The 18,978-nt window shown below is 68.2% G+C and carries 15 protein-coding genes; 8 read left to right on the top strand and 7 right to left on the bottom strand.

Annotated features, from left to right (window positions below; genetic code table 11):
* The first annotated feature begins 29 nt into the window (after nt 1-29).
* From EV645_RS31005 to EV645_RS30985, 5 genes are all read left to right on the top strand, one after another.
* Entirely contained in the window at nt 30-989 is a 960-nt protein-coding gene (locus EV645_RS31005) for an ArsR/SmtB family transcription factor (protein ID WP_130447598.1), read from the top strand.
* Nucleotides 990-1,203: 214 nt separating this feature from the next.
* Nucleotides 1,204-2,403: a ferredoxin reductase domain-containing protein gene (locus tag EV645_RS31000; protein WP_242000774.1), complete on the top strand. Its 1,200-nt coding sequence runs from the start codon at nt 1,204-1,206 to the stop codon at nt 2,401-2,403.
* 18 nt (nt 2,404-2,421) lie between these two features.
* A complete protein-coding gene (locus tag EV645_RS30995; RefSeq protein WP_130447596.1) occupies nt 2,422-3,579 on the top strand; it encodes an ROK family transcriptional regulator in 1,158 nt (385 codons plus the stop codon).
* A 129-nt stretch (nt 3,580-3,708) separates the two neighbouring features.
* Entirely contained in the window at nt 3,709-5,511 is a 1,803-nt protein-coding gene (locus EV645_RS30990; protein WP_242000773.1) for a bifunctional metallophosphatase/5'-nucleotidase, read from the top strand.
* A gap of 402 nt (nt 5,512-5,913) precedes the next feature.
* Nucleotides 5,914-6,270 (top strand): hypothetical protein, encoded by a 357-nt coding sequence (locus EV645_RS30985; RefSeq protein ID WP_130447594.1) that lies wholly within the window; start codon nt 5,914-5,916, stop codon nt 6,268-6,270.
* On the opposite strand, the gene EV645_RS30980 is transcribed toward EV645_RS30985, so the two are convergent.
* The 3 genes from EV645_RS30980 to EV645_RS30970 all read right to left on the bottom strand — a co-directional run bounded on the left by EV645_RS30980 (nt 6,267) and on the right by EV645_RS30970 (nt 8,729).
* On the bottom strand, nt 6,267-7,745 hold the full coding sequence (locus EV645_RS30980) for a GntT/GntP/DsdX family permease (protein ID WP_130447593.1): 1,479 nt from the start codon (nt 7,743-7,745) through the stop codon (nt 6,267-6,269). The two genes, EV645_RS30985 and EV645_RS30980, sit on opposite strands and share 4 nt — an antisense overlap.
* 86 nt (nt 7,746-7,831) lie before the next feature.
* Nucleotides 7,832-8,509, bottom strand: a complete 678-nt coding sequence (locus EV645_RS30975) for a GAP family protein (protein WP_130447592.1) — start codon at nt 8,507-8,509, stop codon at nt 7,832-7,834.
* 4 nt (nt 8,510-8,513) lie between these two features.
* A complete protein-coding gene (locus tag EV645_RS30970) occupies nt 8,514-8,729 on the bottom strand; it encodes a hypothetical protein (protein ID WP_130447591.1) in 216 nt (71 codons plus the stop codon).
* A gap of 176 nt (nt 8,730-8,905) precedes the next feature.
* Between EV645_RS30970 and EV645_RS30965 the strand changes: the two genes are divergently transcribed.
* From EV645_RS30965 to EV645_RS30955, 3 genes are read left to right on the top strand one after another with little or no spacing between them, the layout of a single operon-like run.
* A complete protein-coding gene (locus tag EV645_RS30965; RefSeq protein WP_157997189.1) occupies nt 8,906-9,883 on the top strand; it encodes a lysylphosphatidylglycerol synthase domain-containing protein in 978 nt (325 codons plus the stop codon).
* A 35-nt stretch (nt 9,884-9,918) separates the two neighbouring features.
* On the top strand, nt 9,919-11,874 hold the full coding sequence (locus EV645_RS30960; protein ID WP_130447589.1) for a hypothetical protein: 1,956 nt from the start codon (nt 9,919-9,921) through the stop codon (nt 11,872-11,874).
* 2 nt (nt 11,875-11,876) lie between these two features.
* A complete protein-coding gene (locus EV645_RS30955) occupies nt 11,877-12,995 on the top strand; it encodes a S1C family serine protease (protein WP_130447588.1) in 1,119 nt (372 codons plus the stop codon).
* Here EV645_RS30955 and glsA read toward each other — a convergent pair.
* From glsA to EV645_RS30935, 4 genes are read right to left on the bottom strand one after another with little or no spacing between them, the layout of a single operon-like run.
* Nucleotides 12,992-13,936 (bottom strand): glutaminase A, encoded by a 945-nt coding sequence (glsA, locus tag EV645_RS30950; protein WP_198681960.1) that lies wholly within the window; start codon nt 13,934-13,936, stop codon nt 12,992-12,994. The genes EV645_RS30955 and glsA overlap by 4 nt on opposite strands.
* A 43-nt stretch (nt 13,937-13,979) precedes the next feature.
* Complete coding sequence (locus EV645_RS30945; RefSeq protein WP_130447586.1) at nt 13,980-15,770, bottom strand: SLC13 family permease; 1,791 nt, start codon at nt 15,768-15,770, stop codon at nt 13,980-13,982.
* 16 nt (nt 15,771-15,786) lie between these two features.
* Entirely contained in the window at nt 15,787-17,457 is a 1,671-nt protein-coding gene (locus tag EV645_RS30940) for an AbgT family transporter (protein WP_130447585.1), read from the bottom strand.
* A complete protein-coding gene (locus EV645_RS30935; RefSeq protein WP_198681959.1) occupies nt 17,454-18,968 on the bottom strand; it encodes a leucyl aminopeptidase family protein in 1,515 nt (504 codons plus the stop codon). The genes EV645_RS30940 and EV645_RS30935 overlap by 4 nt, the downstream gene beginning before the upstream one ends.
* Nucleotides 18,969-18,978: the final 10 nt, after the last annotated feature.

Raw genomic sequence — 18,978 nt, 5'->3', positions numbered from 1 at the left:
ACGGTGAACAAGGGCAGGAAGGGGAGGTCATGCTGCGGATCCGTTTCACCAGCGCGGATCTGGCGCGCGTCCGGGTGGCGAGCGGACCGCATCCGTTGTGGGAGTCGGTCCTGAGCATCAACGGCTTGCAGTACCACAACCTCCCGGCCCGCTACTGGGCCTGGCGAAGCGCGCTGAGCGAGCATCAGGACATCTTGCGCGCGGCGTACTCCGTCGTCCCGGCGTCGGGGAACTTCGCCGACTTCCTGACGCCGTCCTCGCCTTCAGGACCGGACGTCGACGAGCAGTTCGAGGCGATCCGGCAGGTGCCGCGGGCCGTCGTCCGCGACGATCTCGCCCGCACGTACCCGGCCGCCGTACCGACGCCGCAGTGGGCGGGGCACGCCTACGACAGCGGTCGGCTCGACCCGGTCGTACAAACCCTCGAGCGGTACCACCACACCGCCGTACGCCCGGTCTGGAGCGCGATCCAGACCGGGGTCGAGCAGGCCCGACAGCGCCTCACCGCCTTACTGCTGAACGCCGGGGTCGAGGGCATGCTCGGCGGCCTGCACACCTCGATCCGCTGGCGTGCGCCCGTCCTCGAGGCCGACTACTTCACCGATCAGACGCTGGACCTCGACGGCCGCGGGCTGCTGGTCGTCCCGTCGTACTTCTGCTTCGGCGCGCCGGTCACGTTCATCGACGGCGATCTGCCGCCGACGCTGGTCCTCCCGATCCAGCCGGACGACGAGCCGTTCGACGAGGCGACCGGCGACCTCGACGTACTCGTGCGCCTGCTCGGCCCGACCCGCGCGAAACTCCTGGCCGGCCTGGAGAACGCCGCATCCACTACCGAGGTCGCCCACCGCCTCGGCGTCTCCCCCGGCTCGATCAGCCAGCACGCCAAGGTCCTCCGCGAAAGCGGCCTGATCACTACCACCCGCTTCGGCCACTCGGTCAACCACACCCTCACTCCCCTCGGCCGAGCAGTACTGCGAGGGCTCTAACCCGAAGTCGCCGATTGTTGAGGTTGTGTTGCAGTGGTGCCTGACCGATCAACCTGATGGGGGTCGCGGGGCGTCTCAGCCTGCATTACCGGGGTGATTTGGAAATTCTGGGGGAATTTTCATGGCTGGGTTGCAGGTTCTCGCACGTCCTGATGTTGTTCTGTTGCCGGCGAAACTGCCGTGGATCCGGAGGATTCTCAAGCATCCACGCTTGATGCAGAGCAATCGACTGGCTCTGCTCGTCGTGGTTGCGAACGTTGTTGTCTTGCTGAGCGGAGTGCATGGGGTCGCCGATCTCGCGCTGGTGGCTCAGGTGAATTTCGCTGTGGGAATTCTCGTCCGCCAACAACTGCTCGTGAATTGTCTTTCCCGTCTGGTGATGAAGGTCCCGAAGTCCTGGCCGCTGCGCGTCCGGTGGGCCTTCGCGAAGGGTTATCACCTGGGCGGATTGCATGTCGGCGGCGCTGTCTGCGGCACCCTCTGGTTCCTCGCGCTGACCGTCGCCGCAATCGGACAGGTCGGCGCGGCATTGCAACTCGTGTACTGCGTTCAGGCGGTCCTGCTGCTCGCCATCGTGATCACCGCACGACCCAAGGCCCGCGCCAAGCACCACGATCGCTTCGAGCGCGTCCACAGGTACGGCGGGTGGACCCTGTCGATCCTGTTCTGGATCGGCGCGCTCCTGCTGGCGGCCGAACGTCGCGGTCCGCTGCTCACCGCAATGGCCGGCACGCCGACCGTCTGGGTGCTGGTCGTCACCACACTGAGCTCGCTAGCGCCGTGGATGCTGCTGCGGCGAGTCCCGATCGACGTCATCCGGCCGTCGTCGCATGTCGCCCTGGTGCACTCCCGCTACGGCAGGCCGATGGCCGGCTCGTCGCGCTCCATCGCACGGCACCCGCTGCAGCAGTGGCACAGCTTCGCGGTGATCCCGACGCCCGGCGTACCGGGGTTCCGGATGGCGGTCTCGCGGGCCGGCGACTGGACCGGCGAGTTCATCGACGACCCGCCGTCGCACATGTGGGTGCGTGGCGTCGCGACCGCCGGCATGGCGAACTACGGCCTGGTGTTCCGCCGGGTGGTGTACGTCGCCACCGGCAGCGGCATCGGCCCGATCCTCGCGCACATCCTGGCGAGCCGCGTGCCGAGCAAGCTCGTCTGGGTGACGCGCGACCCGGTCAAGACGTACGGACAGCACCTCGTCGACGAGATCCTCGCCGCGCAGCCCGACGCTCTCATCTGGGACACCGACGCACACGGCAAGCCGGACATGGTCAAGCTCGCCTACTCGGCGTACGCCGACTCCGGCGCGGAGGCCGTGATCTGCGTGTCGAACCGGAAGGTCACGTGGTCGGTCGTGCACGGACTCGAACAGCTGGGAATCCCTGCGCTCGGCCCGATCTGGGACTCCTGATATTAAGCTGGCGCGATCATGGGGTCGACGACGCCGGACGCCGGGGATCAGTCCCGGTTGCGGCAGCTCAACGAGCGAGCCGTACTCGCGGCGGTGCGCTCCGCCGGTGACGTGCGGGTCGCACAGATCGTCGAGCAGAGCGGCCTCGGACGTACTGCGGTCGAGGAGGTCCTCGCGAGCCTCCTCACCCGTCGCTGGCTGGTCGAGGAGAGCCCGGCCATCCGGGGCCGCGGCCGGCCGGCGCGGAGCTACCGGTTCCGGGCCGAGGCCGGGTACGTCGTGGGGCTCGACATCGGCGCATTCTCGGTCCGCGGGGTGCTCACCGACCTGAACGGGCAGACGCTCGCGAGCCAACGGCAGTCCGTGACGCCCGAGACCCCGCGCCCCGAACGACTTGCGGCGGCCGACGAGGTGGTCGCGGCGTGCGCGCGTGAGGCCGGTGCGGAAGTGTGGGCCGTCGGCGTCGGCACGACCGGGCTGGTCGATGCCGCCGGCACCGTCGTACGGGCGAATGCGATCCCCGACTGGGCCGGCACCGACCTCGCGGAGTACTTCGGGCGATCGGCACCGCTCGTTGTCGTGGATAACGACAGTCAGCTCGCCGCTCTCGCCGAGCAACGCCGCGGTGCCACGGACATGGTGTTTCTGCACGCGGGCCGACGTACCGGGTTGGCGCTGGTTCTCGACGGACAGTTGCGGCGGGGTGCGTACGGCGCGGCGGCGGATATGTCGGCGCTGCGCGGAGTCGCGTGGGAGGTGGCGCTCGAGCACCTGCACGCCGTCGTACCGGCGGAGATCCCCGAGATGGACAAGGCCGAGCGGGCGTTCGCAGCTGCCCGTGACGGCGATCGGGCCGCGGTGAACGCCGTACGGAAGTATGCGCGGGCGATGGCGGTCGCGGCCGCAACGGCCATCTCGATCGTCGATCCGCGGCTGCTGGTGCTGGGCGGCGCGTTCTCGCAGTCTGCCGACGTACTGATGGAACCGCTGGCCGCCGAGCTGGACCGGCTGTGCCCGCGCGTGCCGGAGCTGCGAGCTTCTTCGCTGGGCGCACTGTGCGTCGCGCTCGGCGCCGCGTCGCTAGCTCTCGACGCCGTCGACGGGCGCCTGCTCGCCCGCTCGCGCGGCCCGCTGCCGACGCTGGCAGCCACCAGCCTCGACTCCCCCAAGCGCTGACTCGCGTTCGCCGATTGTTCAGTCAGGCGTTGACGCCTGCCCGCGGCGAGGCTATTAATGTCGGAAAGAGGCAATAATGCGCACAAACGCGCGCCCTCCCCCATGAAGCCCTCAGGAAGTAGGTTCGCAGTGAACAGACGGATCCGCCGCCGGACGTTCCTCACCACCACCGGAGCCGTCGCCACCGCCGCAGCGGTCGGCGACCTCGCCTACGCCGGCCCGGACGCTCTCGATGACGCCGCAGCCGCGGGGTACGTCGACGTACAGCTGCTCAACATCACCGACCTGCACGGATACCTGCAGCCCACGACTCCCGGCCAGGGCAGCGTGATCACCGGCGCGGGCGGCGTCCAGGTGACCGTCGGCGGGGTCGGCTACCTGGCGACGCACCTCAAGCAGCTGCGCGAGGGACGACGGAACTCGCTCTTCTTCTCGTCCGGGGACAACTTCTCCGGCTGGCCGTTCGAGATCGACGCGCACGCGAACGAGCCGACCGTCGAGGCGCTCAACGCGCTGGGGCTGCAGTTCAGCACGGTCGGCAACCACGAGCTGGACCAGTCGGTCAAGTTCCTCGTCGACCACATGGAGCACGGTGCGCCGTACCCGGTCAACGGGCGCGACGACAACTTCGTCGACTCGACCGGTCACCGGTTCCGCGGCGCGAACTTCCGCTTCTACACGGCGAACATCGTGCACGCCGACACGGGCCGGACGATCGTCCCGCCGTACAACATCGAGTGGGTGGACGCCGGACGCGGGCGTAAGTTGCCGATCGCGTTCATCCACCTCACGGTGATGGACACCCCGACCGGGTCCACGTCGTACCAGCCCGAACTGCGCGCGCTGTCCGACGTCGAGCAGGCCAACAAGCTGGCCGCGCAGCTCAAGAAGCGCGGGATCAACGCGATCGTCATCAACATCCACGACGGCGGCGTGGCCGGCAACGACTACAACGCGGGCACGAACCCCTCTGGGCCGGTCTTCCAGCTGGCCGCGCAGGCCTCGCCGGACATCGCCGCGATCGTGACCGGGCACTGGCACTGCCGGTTCAACATGATGGTCCCGGACCCGAACGGCGTACCGCGGCCGGTCGTCGAGGCCGGCAACCACGGATCGCTGATCAACGAGATCAACCTCAAGCTCGACCCGCGGACCGGTCACGTGATCCGTGAACTCACCACGTCGACCAATCACGCCAACACCCGCGACGTACCGGTCGACGAGGAGTTGCAGTACATCGCCGACTACTGGACCGCGAAGGGGGCGAAGCGCTACGCCACACCGGTGGTGAAGGTGACCGGCGACTTCACGCGTACGCCGAACAGGTCGGGCGAGTCGACGATGGGCAACCTGGCCGCCGATTTCGCGTACTGGGACGCGAACCAGCATCGTGGCGGACGTGCCGACCTGGCGCTGATCTCGGTCAAGCCGGTGTCGGGCTCGAACGCACTGACCGGCGATCTCTTGTTTGCCAAGGGCACGAATCCGGCCGATGCCGACGGCACCGTTCTGTTCGGCGAGGCGTGGAACGCGTTCGGCTACGGCAACCCGGTGCTGACCGTGACCCTGCCCGGCACGCAGCTCCATGCTGCCTTCGAAGCGCAGTGGGTGGCGCAGGCGAACGGGACGGAGAAGTTCGCGCCGTTCGCGGTCTCGCACAACGTGAGCTACACCTACGACACGACGAAGCCGATCGGCCGGCGCGTCGATCCCGCCAACGTTCGGATTGATGGCAAGCCCATCGATCTGAACCGCGACTATCGCGTTGCCGCGCTCGCCTACACACTGATCGGCGGCGACGGCACGCAGGTCTTCACCGGCTTCACCGACCCGTACCGCAACGATCGCGACCACGAGGGCTTCATCGCCTACCTCCGCGCGCACCCGACCCTGACGCCGTCCACCCTCGACCGCGCCCGTCCGGTGAGCTGAGTTCGGAGTGGTCTTGTCCGGTTAGCGGTCAAGTCGGCGGAAATCGGCACTAGCCGGTCCGCCGGGCCCTAGGGTGGAAGTGTTCGCCTGGCGGTATACCCCACAAACCGGGCTGACAGGCCGATTGTGCAGACCGCGCGACCCTCATCCCCGAGACGTGCAGGTGCCCCCAACGGTCCAGTCCACGCCCGAGCCGCCAGGCGAGCCCTTCAAGCCGTCCACAGGCCCTTGGGGCTCGCCCGGCGTCGAGATCGAACGCTCGGCGAGCGCGTCGTACACCTCCCCCCGGAACGTCCGGCCGAGGCAACAGGTTCGCCCGGTGGCCAACAATTCGGGGTCGGTCGAAGCGTTGGCCGTCGGTTGCGGCAGGCTTTGCCGTACGGCTCACGCGGAGGTGAATGGATGGAGCGCAGTCCGGCGCTGCAGGGTGTTGCGTTCGGTGTGTCGATCCTGAGTTTCTTCGCACTCGCCTGGCTGGGCTGGGGTACCGGCAGTCACCTGCACACGGACGCCATCGCCCCCGTCATCTGCGCCGGCGTCGGGTTGCACTTCGTCCCGCTCGCTCGGCTCTTCGGCGTTCGCGCGTACTACGCCACCGCCGCCGTCATGTGTCTCCTGGCCGCTGTCACCTTCGTCCTGGCGGCGTCGGCACCGGCTCTGTGGACCATGCTCCCCGGCATCGGCGCCGCGATCACCCTCTACGCGACCTGCATCGCTCTCCTCGCCTGGAATCCGGCGAAAGACCTGACTACCGCCTAGAGGAAGGTTGACAGTAGCAACGTCATGGCGAGGCCGATCACGGAGATCAGGGTCTCCATCACCGACCAGGTTTTGATGGTCTCGCCAACGGTCATGCCGAAGTACTCCTTGACGAGCCAGAAGCCGGCGTCGTTGACGTGCGAGAAAAACAGCGAGCCGGCGCCGATGGCCAGGATGACGAGAGCTATGTGCGTGGAGTTCTCGCCGACGGCCAGCGGTGCGACGATGCCGGCGGCCGTCACGGTGGCGACCGTTGCGGAACCCGTGGCCAGCCGGATCAGTACGGCGACGATCCAGCCGAGCAGCAGCGCGGACAGGTTTGCGGCGATGGCGATCTTCGCGATCGCCGTACCCGTCCCGCCGTCGACCAGGACCTGCTTGAATCCACCGCCGGCGCCGACGATCAGCATCACCCCGGAGATCGGCAGCAGGCTCAGGCCGATCTTCTTGCTGAGCACGGGGATCCCGAAGCCGATCGAGGTACCGAACGTGTACATCGCCAGCAGTACGGCGAACAGCAGCGCGAACACCGGATCTCCGATGAACTGCAGGACTGGATAGAGCGCATTGTCCTTGCTCATCCACACGTCCGACGCGGCCTTCAGCAGCATCAGTACGACGGGGCTCAGCACGGTCACGATCGTCCAGGTAAAGCTCGGCGTTCTGGTCCGCTGAGCCTGCTCCGTGGCGGTCTCGACTCCACCGGGACCCGACGGCGACCCACCCGTTGCACCCGGCTCACCGTCCTGCGCGCCGCCCGCTACCTCCAGTCCGGCACCGGCCGCGCCGATCGGCACCCAGCGAGCAGCCAGCTGTCCGAACAGCGGTCCGGCGATGACGACAGACGGGATCGCCACCAACAGCCCGAGCGCCAGCGTGATACCCACGTTCCCGTGCAGTACGCCGATCGCGGCCAGCGGTCCCGGGTGCGGCGGGATGAAACCGTGCAGCACCGACAGGCCCGCGAGTGCCGGAATGGCGAGCAACATCGCCCGCACACCCGTCCGCCGGATCGCCAGCACGACCACGGGCACCAGCAGCACCAGCCCGATCTCGAAGAACATCGGGATGCCGATGATCGCGGCGATCAGCGCCATCTTCCACGGGAGCACGGACCGTTTCCCGCGGAGCAGCGTGTCCACGACCTGATCGGCGCCGCCGGAGTCCGCCAGCAGCTTGCCGACCATCGCGCCGAGCGCGATCAGCACACCGACGTACCCGAGGACGCTGCCGACGCCGAGCTCGTACGACTTCGTGACGTCACCGGCCGGGATGCCGGACGCCAGCCCGACGAACAGGGCTCCGATCGTCAGCGACAGGAACGCATGCACCTTCAGCACCACGATCAGCGCGACGATGATGCCGATCCCGATCACGGCGACGATCAGCACCCGTGTGTCGTGCCCGTTCCAGGGCGCGTGCACATCGCCGTTCGCCGCCAGGGGAATTGCGGTGACTGCATCGGTCAGACCCATAGCTTCACGCTCCTCCACAGATCAACCCCCTTCCGCAGTCTCCCACCGCGTCGCCGCCGAAACCCCCCAACGGCGCGCCGCCCGCCTCACCGGAAGAGGTCGAGGCCCTTGCCGACCAGAACGGTGGACAGCACGGCCAGCAGAACGACGGTGATCGTGTTCAGGTTCGCCAGCAACCAGGTCTCGACCGACCTGAGACTCCGCGCGGACTGCGACGGCCCGACCAGTACGACGGCCAGCAGCGGGCCGATGACCGTCAACGAGGCCGCGAGCACGAAGATCGCCACCGCTGCGATCGCCTGCGACGTACCGAGACCGGCGCCGCCCAGCAGGCTGCCCGCGCTCAGAACCAGTGGAAGGTTCTTCAGGTTCGCCAGCGCGGCCGCGGCCCCGGCGAGCAGGAGCCCCGGCGCGGACAGCGTCGCCATCCGATCGACGATCGCCGGTCGCGGCGGAGTCGTCCCAGGCTCCGGCCGCTTCCGCCAGTACCGGACAGCAAGGACTCCGAACAGTACGCCGACCGCCAGCTGCAGTACGTCGACTCCGTCGCGCGCGGACTCCTCGTGTCCTTCCGCGACCGTGTCCGTCAGCCATGCGACGAGCCCGACTGCGATCGACAAGGCACCGACCCATCCGACCGCGAAGCACAGCCCGGCGCGGACCGGCCGGTCGGACAGCAGCACGAGCACGATGCAGATCATCGGTATCGGACTCAGCGCAATGGCCATCGCCTGCGGCAGGACCGTGCCGACGACGGGCCACACGTGCTCAGTGTCCGTTCGCCGGTGGCGGGACCTGCAGGACTTCGACGATGCTGATGCCGAGCATGTCCAGGTGGTTCAGGATGCCGGCCAGCGCCGCCTGGTCGTCGAGGTACCCGTGCAGGACGGTCTGCGGGGGCTCGGTATCAGCGGTCATCGACGGGAACGCGTCGGTCAGGTCGCGCGACAAGGTTCCCTTCACCCGGATGACGTAGTGGCCCATAGGACGCCCCCTTCACGGCCGTCACTTAGGACTCTGCGGCTGTCGTAGGCAACTCGGCTCCCCCGGATCGGGGGATGGTGCTTGTCCGCGCGGTCAGCAGGCTGGGAGATGTGGCTGAGTCTGCTCCACCGACGGCGCCAACTCCTCGAGCTGCTCGGCGGAAGATTCCGAAACCCGTGGTGCAGCTGGCCCGGCTTGTCGTCATCGCCGTGGTGGCGTGGCTCCTGCTGCGGTTGCTGCGAGGCATCGACTGGAGCGAGGTCGGCTACGCCCTCACCCATCTGAGTGCCTGGCAGATCGCGGTCCTGCTGGTGGTGATCCTGTTCCGCCGGGCGATCCTGGCTGCTCCGCTGGCCCTCCTCATTGCCGGTCTCAGCTACCTGAAGGCGATGATCAGCGATGTCGCGGCAGCCTCCATCGCCACGATCGCGCCCTCGCCCGGCGACGTCGTACTGCGTCTGGCCATGCTGCGCTCCTGGGGTATCGACAACACCGACGCCGCCTCGGGCCTGACGCTCAGTACGACGATCTTCTACATCGCCCGCCTCGCCGCACCGGTGATGGGCTTCGTGATCTTCTGGGCGACGCGCGACTTCTCCGCGCCGTTCGCCTGGGCGGCGCTGGTTTTCGGCGCGGCAGCCGTCGTACTGCTCGTCGGCCTGCTCTATGCGCTGCGGGCCGAGCGTACGGCGGCAACGATCGGGCGTCTGCTCGGACGACTGATCCGGCGGGTGCGGCCGTCCAGTCCGGGTCCGGCGGTGTGGGAGGAGCGACTCGTGTCGTTCCAGTCGCACAGCGCGGGGCGGATGCAGCAGCGTGGGTTGCTCGCGATTCTCAGCCAGCTGCTGCTGGTGGGCGTCGAAGCGGGTGTGCTCGTTCTGTGCCTGGGGTTCGTGGGGGTGAAGCTGGACGGGCCGACCGTGACCGTCATGTTCTGCAGCTTCATGGTGCTCTATCCGCTGACCGGGCTGCCGCTGATGGGCGCGGGCATACTGGACGCGACCTATGCGGCCTTCGTGTCGGACCACACTGCCGTCGAGGCGACCGACCTCGTTGCGGGGCTGCTCGTGTGGCGGGTCGCCATCCAGTTCCTGCCGGTTGTCGTCGGGCTCCTGACGATCATGGTGTGGCAGCGGTTCACCCGTAACGGGTGACCCGGCCAGGAACTGTGGGCACCCACCCTTGTCGCATGACGGTACGCGGGACGCTGGTGTTCGCCCTGGCCGGCGCCCTGTTCGTCGGGCTGGCCCAACCCGCTGCGGCGGCGGTGTCGCCCGAGGACACGGCGGCACAGGCACTCGCCGACCGCTACGCCCCCGTCGTCCGGCTGCAGAAGCTCGGTACGAGCTGCGACGACGGCGAACAATTCCAGCCGACCGACGTCAACGCCGTACTGGGCGATCAGCAGGTTGCCCTGCGCGGCCCGTGGCGACCGCCCGACCTCGTCAAGACTCAGCCTGAGGGTACGGACCTCGTCCACGGGTACCCGGGTCACTTCCTCGATTTCCCGGGCGATCCGTTGCGCCCCGGCTGCGACTACGCCGAGTGGTCCGCTCGCATCAACAGCACGCACCCGGCGACCGTCTACGCTCACGTCGCCGACGATCCGGCGTACCCGGGGAAGCTCTCCTTGGAGTATTGGTTCTTCTACATCTTCAACGACTACAACAACACGCACGAAGGCGACTGGGAGTCCGTCCAACTGGTCTTCGACGCGGCGACGCCGGAGGCCGCGCTGGCCACGAGCCCGACGGCGGTCGGGTTCAGCCAGCACGGCGGCGCGGAGCGGGCCCGGTGGGGCGACACCAAGCTCGAGATCGTCGACGGCACGCATCCTGTCGTCTATCCGGCGGCGGGTTCGCACGCCAACAAGTACGGCCGGCGCTTGTACCTCGGTCGCGGGTCCGAGGGTCTCGGCTGCGACGACACGACCAGGCCGGCGACCGAGCTCAGACCGACCGTCGCCTACGTGCCGATGGCGCGCGCGGACTACCTGAGGGAGTACCCGTGGCTGGGTTTCGAGGGCCGGTGGGGCGAACGGCAGCGGTCGTTCTTCGACGGGCCGACCGGGCCTAGCCAGAAGGCTTCCTGGGTGCGGCCGATCCAGGACGCCGAGGCGACGTGGCGTGACGACAGCACGATCGTTCCCGCCGGCAGGGTGCTCGGGCCGAGCGGCACCGGCGTCTTCTGCACCGCTGTAGGCACCGGATCGAACCTGCTCCGCGAGACCCTCGACCGGATCTGGTTGCTCGTGCTGATCCTGGCCGCGCTCGTCGCATTGATCTGGTTCGCCGCGAGCCGGACCCGCTGGAGCGACGCAGCGCCATTGCCCGCTCGCAGGCGGCGCGCGTGGGGGCAGACGGTGGCGTCGGCGCTCCAGTTGCTCCGGCGACGTCCCGGGCTGTTCGGGACATTCGCCGCAGTGTTCGTCGTACTGGGGCTGGCCACGCTCCTGCTCGCGGACCTTCAGGCGATGCGGCGCGATTCGCCGACCGATCTGGGCGCGCCGACCGAGACTGCGACCGGCTTCTGGGCCTCCCTGCTCGCGCTCGCGATCACGGTCCTCACCGCCGCGACGTACGTCGCCCTTCTGGCCGCGGTCACGTCGACACTCGACCGACTCGACCGAGACGCCCCGGTGTCGACCGCACTCACCTGGCGTGACGTGCGAGCGAATGTCCGGCCACTGGCAGCTGTGTCAGTGCGGTACTTCGTAGTCATCGCCGTACTCACGATCATCGTCGCGACGATCCCACTGGCCATCTGCTACGCGGCCAGTCGCGCGTTCGCGATACCTGTGGTTATGGCCGAGCGGGTCTCAGCCAGTACGGCGCTGAAACGCAGCCGGCTCCTGGTGAAGGGCCGATGGTGGCGAACCGCCGGGCCGCTCGCGATCATCGTCGGACTCGGCCTGTCGATCGGACCGATCGCCGGGATCATCCTGCTGCTCGCGACGGACCTGCAGCCGAGGCTGATCAACGTGGTGTCGTCGCTGTTGTTCGCGGTGGCCATGCCGCTCGTCGCGGCCGCCGTCGTCTACCTGTACTTCGACCGCGCCGTCGACAACACCGTCACCCACGCGGAGTCGCCCGGATCAGGTGACCTCCCGGATCCCGACCGTACCTATTCTCGGCAGGGGAGGTAGGGATGTCCCAGGCTGACGGCGGTCCGCAACAGCCCGCGGTGAAGCGCGGCCCGAGCCGGCTGCTGATCACCGCCATCGCGGAAGGCGTGATCGTCGCCGCGCTCGTCGTCACGCTGATCATCGTCAGCGTGCGCCGCAGCGGAGACACCGCCAGCGCGTCATCGGCCGGCGGCCAAGCCGGTACGGCGATGTGTGCGGCGATCCCGGTCGCGAATCAGGTCCTGCCGTCGATCGTCACGATCTCGGCGAGCAGCGGCGCCGCGGCCGGCACCGGTTCGGGGCAGGTGTTCCGGGACGGCGGTTACATCCTCACCAACGACCACGTCATCTCGCCGGCAACCGCAGGCGGTGCGATCTCCGTCCAGTACAGCGATGGCCACAGCGCTGCGGCGACGATCGTCGGGCGTGATCCGAGTACCGATCTCGCCGTACTTAAGGCTGCTGACGAGGCGAAGGGGTATCCGGTGATCGGGGTCGGCTCGTCGGCGAATCTGCAGGTGGGCCAGCCGGTGGTCGCGCTCGGTGCTCCGCTCGGTCTCGCGAGCACGGTGACGTCGGGGATCGTCAGCGCGCTCGATCGCTATGTACCGGTGCCGGGTGACTCGGTGACGCACCACTTGATCGGCGCGATCCAGACCGATGCCGCTATCAACCCTGGCAACAGCGGCGGTGCGCTGGTCGACTGTGCCGGGAAGCTGGTCGGGGTGAACGCCGCGATCGCCACCGTCCCGAACGCGTCAGGGGTCAGCGGTGGCGGAAGTGTCGGCCTTGGCTTCGCGATCCCGATCGATCTCGCGAGTCCGATCGCCGACGAGCTGATCCGGACCGGGAAACCTGGGCACCCGACGACCGGGCTGCAGGTCCAGGAGATCCCGCCGGCGCTTGCTCAGGCGTCGGGTGGGCCGAGCGGACTCTTCGTTCTCGCGGCGACCGGGCCGGGCGCCGAGGCCGGTCTGAAGGCCGGCGACGTGATCACCAAGGTCGACGGTCAACCGGCCGTCAGCAGCGAGCAGATCGTCGTCGCGACGCTGACGCGCAAGGTCGGCGACACCGTCGAGCTGACCTACGTACGCGCAGGCGCCGCGGCAGCCACCGCCAAGCTCACGCTCGCCGCGCCCTAAGAGGCGGGTGGGACGGGTTGGGATGCCAGCAGGTCGAGGCCCAGCTGCCGTGCCAGGAATTGTGCGGCCAGCTGGCCCTGCACGCTGTTGCCCGCCCGGTCCAGCCGCGGCGCGAACGTGCCCAGCGCACCTTTGCCAGGCGAGACCGTCACGATGCCGCCGCCGATCCCGCTCTTCCCCGGTACGCCGACATCGAGCAGCCAGTCCCCCGACGTCTCGTACAGCCCCGCGATCGCCATTACCACCAACGTCACCCGAGCGACATCCGCGTCGACGACACGTTCCTGAGTCAGCGGACAGACCCCGCCATCCGCCAGCGTCGCACCCATCACCGCGAGGTCTGTCGCCGCAACGCCCAAACAGCTCTGCCGCGTATAGAGCTCGGTCGCCTCAGCAGCATCACCTGCCAGGCCGCCCACGCTCTTCAGGAGAGCCGCCAGCGCACGATTGCGATGGTTGGTAGCCAGCGCTGACTCCAACACCTCTTCATCCAGCTCAAGCGCACGACCCGCGAACCGAGACAACCCGCTGACGATGAACTGCCAGCGATCCTCCAGCGCACTGCCCGGCGTCAGACTGGTCGTTGCGATCGCCCCCGGATTCACCATCGGGTTGGTCCGCCCGGCGGGCGACCGTTCGACCGCTTGCACCGAGTTGAACGGCAGACCGGTCGCGTTCATCCCGACCAACTCACGGATCGCATCGACACCGACCGCCTGGCACATCAGCGCGAACACGAACGGCTTGGCGACGCTCATGATCGTGAACGGCCGACGCGCGTCACCCGCCTCGAACAGCCGTCCGTTCGTCGCCGCGACACACACCCCGAACGTGTCCGGATCGACCCGGGCCAACGCCGGGTACACCTCGGACACCGCCCCTTCGGTGACGCCCCGGTACCGCTCGTACGTCGCCCGCACCAGATCGTCGACAATCGACACATCGGGCAGTCCACCCGTCGAGATGTACCGGCCGGCCGACACCTCAGAACGACCAGACGAGCGGGACTATGATGATTGCTGTCAGCAACCACCACGCCATCACGACCAGCCCGAGCTTCCAGTAGTCCCCGAACCGGTAGCCCGCCGGACTCATGATCATCATGTTCGCGGGCGTCGAGATCGGGGTCAGCAGCGAGGCCGCACCGGCGACCGCGATCAGCATCAGCACCGGTTTGACGTTGGTCCCGGTGCCCTCAGCTGCCGCGACCGCGATCGGCGCCACGATCAGCACCGTCGCGGTATTGCTGACCATCTGGCCCAGCGCGGCCGTGACCACGAAGAGTGCCAACAGCAACAAATACGGCCGGCCCGGCCCGACGGCATCGATGATCAGGTCGGCGATCCGGTCCGCGCCGCCACTGGACTGGATCGCGCCGGACAACGGGATCAGCGAACCGATCAGGACCACGATCTGCCAGGAGATCGCCCGATAGGCCTGACTCGGACCGACCACCCGCGTCAGTACCATCGCCGTCGCGGCCAGCAGACCAGCCATCGCCGGCGGCACCGCGCCGGTCGCCAGCAGCACGACCATCGCCGCCAGGATCGCGACGGCCACGGAAGCCTTCGGCCCCCACGGCACAGCCTGCCGCCGTACCAGCTCCGGCGAGTCGACGAGCAGGATGTCCCGGTCCCGGCTGAGCTCCTCCAAGGTCTCCCACGGACCGTGCACGAGGAGCGCGTCGCCCTCGGCCAGCTGGGTGTGCCGGTTGCCCCGGTCCTTGCCCATCCGCTGTACGGCGATGATCACCAGGTCGTGACCGCGGTGCATCCCCGGGAAGACCGTCTCGCCGACGAGTGCGGACCGCGGCGGGATCACCGCCTCGACCACACCCGAATCCCGCGTCAGTAGATCGTCGACAGGTGTCATGCTGACCGCGAGCAGATTGTCGACAACCAGATTGCTGACTTTCTCCGACGGCCCGGTCACCACCAGCACGTCACCCGCGTCGATCGCCGCGTCCGTGCGGTTGTGCCCCTTCCCGTCCTGTACGCCGACGATCTCCACCCCCGGGTACGGCGTGAGGTCGAGCTCGCGCACGCTCTGCCCGAGGAACGGCGACAGATCCCGTACCTGCAGGCGGTAGAAGCCGTCCCGCAACGCGTAGTGCACGTCGAGCGTCCGGGCATGCACCGCGAAGTCGGTCGCCTGGTGCGTTGGCCGGGCGGACGGCAACAGCTTCGGACCGAGCAGCACCGAGATCGCGATCGTGCCGAGCACCAGCGGCACGCCGACGATCGCGAACGAGAAGAACGGGAACGGACCCGCACCCGCATCGCTCGCCGCCTCCGACACGATGATGTTCACCGGCGTCCCGGTCAGCATCAGCAACGATCCCGCACTGCCCGCGAACGTGAGCGGCATCAGCATCTGGGACGGCGGCTGGCCGATCCGGATCGCGAGCATGACCACGAGCGGGAGCAGCGCCGCGACGGATCCGTTCAGCGTGATGAGGGCGGACAACACCGCACACAACGCCGTGACGGCGATCAACAGCCGGGTTCGCGTGGTTCCGGCGTACCGGACGATGGTCTGGCCGGCCCACGCGGTCACGCCCGTCGAGTCGACGCCCTCGCTCACCACGAACAACGTGGCGATGAAGATCACCACCGGATCGCCGAAGCCCGCCAGGACATCGGTGAAACCCAGCACGCCCGTCGCCCACAACGACAGGGCGACGAGCACCGCGACGACATCGACGGGCAGCCTGTTCCACACGAACAGTACGACGGCCGCTCCGAGGATGATCAGGCTGAGCGTGCCGTCATCCATCTCTGGTCCCGACTGCCTAGCCGAGGTGAACCGGAGCGGACGGACCCCACGGAATCCCGATCAGGTACCAGACGATGTAGAACAGCGTCCACGCGACCAGCACGATCCCGGTGTACGGCAGCATCATCGACACGACCGTGCCCATACCGGCCTTCTTCCGGTACCGCTGGCAGACGAGAACGATGAACGGCAGGTACACCATCAGCGGTGTGATCACGTTCGCCGGACCGTCCCCGACCCGGTACGCCGCGATCACGGTCTGCGGCGCGATGCCGAGCCGGTAGAACAACGGGATGAAGATCGGCGCCAGGATCGCCCACTTCGGGATCACGCCGGGCATGATCAGGTCGATGATGAAGACCAGCAGGATGAAGCCGATCAGCAACGGCAACGCCCCGATGTCCGCGCGCTCGAGCAGGTCGGCCAGACCGGTCGCGGCCAGCTTCGACATGTTCGAGTAGTTGAAGTAGGCAATGAACTGCGCGATCAGCAGCATCAGGAAGATCAGCCCGCCGAGCCCGTTGAACGTCTTCACGATCGCGTTGATCACGTTCGTGCTGCCGACCAGCGACTTCGCGCCCCGGCCGTAGCCGAGACCCGCCGCGAGGAACAGCATCGAGATGATGAAGAGCAGGCTGCTCATGAACGGCGAGGACCCGAAGATCTCGCCGGTCTCCGGGTTGCGCAACGGAGCGTTGGGGATGAACGTCAGCGCCGACACGATCGCGACCGCGACGAGCAGGTAGTAGACCGACCACCGCAGTCCGCGGGACTCCAGCTGCATCTCCTCTTCGCTCGGCTTGTGGTCGACCGGCGCGTCGTCGGGCGCCTCGGCCGGGTCGTACTTGCCCAGCCGCGGCTCGAGGAGGCGCTCGGTGATGAACGTCATCACCGCTGCGCAGAACAGGGTCGCGGCGATGCTGAAGTAGAGGTTCTGCGTGACGTTCAGGTGGACGTCGGGAGAGACCAGTTTGATCGTCTCGTTGGTGACCTCGGTGATGATGCCGTCAGCCGGAGTGATCAGGATGTTCACGAAGAACGCCGCACTCACACCGGCGTACGCCGCCGCGATGCCGGCCAGCGGATGCCGCCCGAGCGACGCGAACGCCGCCGCGCCGAGCGGTATCAGGACCAGATAGCCCGCATCGGACGCGACGCTCGAGATGCCGCCGAGCAGCACGATGATGAACGTGATCGCCCCCTTGGGCGCGACTTTCACCATCTTCCGGATCAGCGCGGCGATCAGCCCCGCCTCCTCGGCGACGCCGACCCCGATCATCGCGACCAGGATCACCGCGACCACACCGAAGTCGTTGAAGTTCTGCACCGCCGTGGTGAAGATGAACCGGATGCCGTCGCCGGTCAGCAGGCTCTCGGCGGTGATGGTCTCGTGCTTGACCGTGTAGTCCGGGATCGCCGGCGCGGGCGGTGCGTCGTTGCCGGCGACGCTGGTGCCGCCCTCGTACTCGGGTGCGACCTGGGCCGTGGCCGGCTCGGCGACCTCGGTGGTCACGCTCGTCCCGGCCGCGGACAGGATCGCCGACAGGGCGATCACGAGCACGATCAGCCCCAGGAAGATCAGCGCCGGGTGGGGGACCTTGTTGCCGACCCGCTCGATGCCGTCGAGGACGCGCTGCATCCCGCCCTTCTTCACCGGCTTGTCGTCGGGAACCGCCTTCGCGTTCATGCGGCTCCGTCCTTCGGTGCGGCGAACCGGAGCGCGAACTCGATCAGCAGCTTGGTGCCGAAGCCGGTCGCGCCCTTGTTCCGCCACGTCCGCGGCGCCGGGAGTTGCGCCGTACCGGCGATGTCGACGTGGGCCCAGGGCAAGCCGGCGACGAACTCCTCGAGGAACAGGGCGGCGGTGATCGAGCCGGCGTTGATCCCGCCCATGTTCGTCATGTCCGCGATCGTCGATTCGAGCTGGGACCGGTACGACCGGTGCAGCGGCAGCTCCCAGACGGGCTCGTCCACCGAGTCGCCGGCCCGTCGCAGTTGCTCCACCACAGCTGGGTTGTTGCCCATCACGCCCGCGATCTCGACGCCGAAGGTGCGCAGACAGGCGCCGGTCAGCGTCGCGATGTCGACGATCGCGTCGACGGGTTCCTCGGTCGCCAGCGCCAGCGCGTCGGCCATCACCAGACGGCCTTCCGCATCGGTGTTGAGCACCTCGACCGTGGTGCCGTTGCGCATCGTCAGTACGTCGCCGAGCTTCATCGCCGACCCGGACGGCATGTTGTCGGTACACATCAGGTAGCCGGTCACAGCCGCCGTACAGCCGAGGTCGCGCAGTGCCGTCATCGATGCGAGTACGGCGGCCGCGCCCGTCATGTCGTTCTTCATCTGGGCGTGCGACTCGTCGCTCGGCTTCAGGCTGATGCCGCCCGAGTCGTACATGATTCCCTTGCCGATCAAGGCGATCCGGCCGGTCGGATCGGCAGGTTGGTAACGCAACCGGACCATCCGCGGCGGCTCGACGCTGCCCCGGTTGACGCCGAGGAGTCCACCGCACCCCATCGCGATCAGCTGGTCCTTGTCGAAGACCTCGACCTCCAGACCCGACGCCCCGCCGACCTCGACGGCAACTTCAGCCATTCGTACGGCGGACAGCGTCGTCGCCGGGCAGTTCGCCAGGTCGCGACCGAGACTGCATGCGGTCGCCACGATCCGGCCGCGTTCGGCACCGATCTCGGCTGCCGCGGTGTCGTCGTCGGAGGCAACGATCAGCAGCGATTCCAGCGGGGGTTGCTCGGCGTCGCGGCCGACGAAGTACCGCCAGCGGGCCAGCAGCACGCCTTCGGTCACGGCCTGCGCGAAGTCGGCGACCGAGACCCCGAAACCCTCGGACGCGACCTCGATGGCGAGCTTGCGGTGCCACGGAACCGCGCGCGCGAACTCGGCGGCCAGATCACGGACCAGGGCCGGGTCGGTCTCGCCGCGCTCGCCGATCCCGACCGCGACGCGGACGGGACCGTCGGCACGCGGCAGAACCAGCGTTTGACCGCGCTTACCGGTGAAGCCGGCCGACTCGAGACCGGCCAGGTCGGTTCCCAGTTCCTCCGGGGGTTCGACGCCGGCGGCGACCGGTACGGCGAGCGCGTCTGCCTCGTCCGCGGCCTGCTTGAGCGAAACGACAGCGACCCGAACCTGGTACCGGGTCGAAGGAATCGGATCGAAGTCGCGTGGGATCGTGTTCACGAAACCTCCT

This window comes from Kribbella rubisoli (genome assembly GCF_004217145.1).
Classification (GTDB): domain Bacteria; phylum Actinomycetota; class Actinomycetes; order Propionibacteriales; family Kribbellaceae; genus Kribbella; species Kribbella rubisoli.
This window is presented reverse-complemented; position numbering and strand designations above follow the sequence as displayed.

Excerpts from the sequence above, each read along its gene's own strand:
- EV645_RS31005 (WP_130447598.1), top strand. The coding sequence starts at position 30 with ATGCTGCGGATCCGTTTCACCAGCGCGGATCTGGCGCGCGTCCGGGTG.
- EV645_RS31000 (WP_242000774.1), top strand. The coding sequence starts at position 1,204 with ATGCAGAGCAATCGACTGGCTCTGCTCGTCGTGGTTGCGAACGTTGTT.
- EV645_RS30995 (WP_130447596.1), top strand. The coding sequence starts at position 2,422 with ATGGGGTCGACGACGCCGGACGCCGGGGATCAGTCCCGGTTGCGGCAG.
- EV645_RS30985 (WP_130447594.1), top strand. The coding sequence starts at position 5,914 with ATGGAGCGCAGTCCGGCGCTGCAGGGTGTTGCGTTCGGTGTGTCGATC.
- EV645_RS30980 (WP_130447593.1), bottom strand. The coding sequence starts at position 7,745 with ATGGGTCTGACCGATGCAGTCACCGCAATTCCCCTGGCGGCGAACGGC.
- EV645_RS30970 (WP_130447591.1), bottom strand. The coding sequence starts at position 8,729 with ATGGGCCACTACGTCATCCGGGTGAAGGGAACCTTGTCGCGCGACCTG.
- EV645_RS30960 (WP_130447589.1), top strand. The coding sequence starts at position 9,919 with ATGACGGTACGCGGGACGCTGGTGTTCGCCCTGGCCGGCGCCCTGTTC.
- EV645_RS30955 (WP_130447588.1), top strand. The coding sequence starts at position 11,877 with ATGTCCCAGGCTGACGGCGGTCCGCAACAGCCCGCGGTGAAGCGCGGC.
- EV645_RS30945 (WP_130447586.1), bottom strand. The coding sequence starts at position 15,770 with ATGGATGACGGCACGCTCAGCCTGATCATCCTCGGAGCGGCCGTCGTA.
- EV645_RS30940 (WP_130447585.1), bottom strand. The coding sequence starts at position 17,457 with ATGAACGCGAAGGCGGTTCCCGACGACAAGCCGGTGAAGAAGGGCGGG.